The 1419-nt window shown below is 66.8% G+C and carries 1 protein-coding gene; it reads right to left on the minus strand.

The window, feature by feature from the left end; all coding sequences use genetic code 11:
* Window positions 1-55: 55 nt before the first annotated feature.
* Window positions 56-1300 carry an IS256 family transposase gene (locus GVV04_RS31925; RefSeq protein ID WP_161692716.1) on the minus strand — a complete coding sequence of 415 codons (1245 nt, stop codon included), beginning with the start codon at window positions 1298-1300 and terminating at the stop codon, window positions 56-58.
* Window positions 1301-1419: the final 119 nt, after the last annotated feature.

Here is a 1419-nt window from a genome sequence, read left to right on the forward strand (position 1 = left end):
GGTCACGTCCGCGCTGGTGGTGTAGGAGACGGCCATCGCGGGATCCGGTTTGATGCTATGCGGCGATCGGGGCCGGGGCGGTGTGCTCGACGTCGTGTTGGTCTGGTTCGACGATGACGAGGCGGGCTTTGGCGAGGATTTCCAGGCCCATGTAGCGGCGGCCTTCGGTCCATTCGTCGGTCTGTTCGGCGAGGACGGCGCCGACGAGTCGGATGATCGCCGCCCGGTTGGGGAAGATTCCGACGACGTCGGTGCGGCGGCGGATCTCCTTGTTCAGCCGTTCCTGCGGATTATTCGACCAGATCTGACGCCAGATCTCACGGGGGAACCCGGTGAAGGCCAGGAGGTCCTCTCGGGCGTCGGCGAGGTGGTCGGCGGCGGCCGGGAACCTCGCCTCGATCGTGGTCACGACTCGGTCGAACTGGGCTCGGACCGCATCAGCGTCGGGCTGGTCGAAGATCGTCCGGACAAGGGTGGCGATCCATGGCTGTGCCGATTTCGGGACCTTCGTGAGCAGGTTACGCAGGTAGTGGGTTCGGCAGCGCTGCCAGGCGGCGCCGGGCAGGGCGGCGCCGATCGCGCCGACGAGACCGCGGTGGGCATCGGAGATGACGAGCTGGACGCCGGTCAGGCCACGGGCGGTCAGGCTGCGTAGGAACGCCAGCCAGCCCGCGCCGTCCTCGTCGGAGGCGACGTCCAAGCCGAGGACTTCACGTTGACCGTCGGCGTTGACCCCGACCGCGACCAGGGCGTGGACGTTGACCGTCCGTCCGGCTTCGCGGACCTTCATCGTCAACGCGTCCATCCACACAAACGGATAGTGCCCCGCGTCGAGAGGCCTGCTGCGGAACGCCTCAACCTGGGCATCCAGGTGTGTGGCCATCTCCGACACCTGCGACTTGGACAGCTGCTTGACGCCGAGTTGCTCGACCAGCTTCTCCACCCGGCGGGTCGACACCCCGAGCAGGTACGACGTCGCCACCACCGAGACCAAGGCCTGCTCGGCCCGCCGGCGATGGGTCAGCAACCAGTCCGGGAAGTACGAACCGCTACGCAGCTTCGGCACCGCCAGATCGATCGTGCCCGCGCGGGTGTCCCACTCTCGCACCCGGTAACCGTTACGCGAGTTGACGCGGTCCTCGCTGCGCTGCCCATACGACGCACCGCAGATCGCATCCGCCTCGGCGGACATCACCGCCTGCGCGAACGTCTTGATCATCGCCTGCAACAGATCCGGCGACGCGCCCGCGATCTGCTCGCACAGCAGGTCAACAGGGTTCACACTCTCAGATGCGGCCATCGCGCATCACTCTCCTTCACTCGGACTTTGCCGTCTCGAAGGATCGCGCGGTGGCCGTCTCTCATCTACGCAACACGCCCATCACGGGCAAGTCGTACACCACTTCCGTGGACGCGACC

Origin of the sequence: Micromonospora rubida, assembly GCF_009908295.1 — a bacterium.
GTDB lineage: Bacteria > Actinomycetota > Actinomycetes > Mycobacteriales > Micromonosporaceae > Micromonospora > Micromonospora rubida.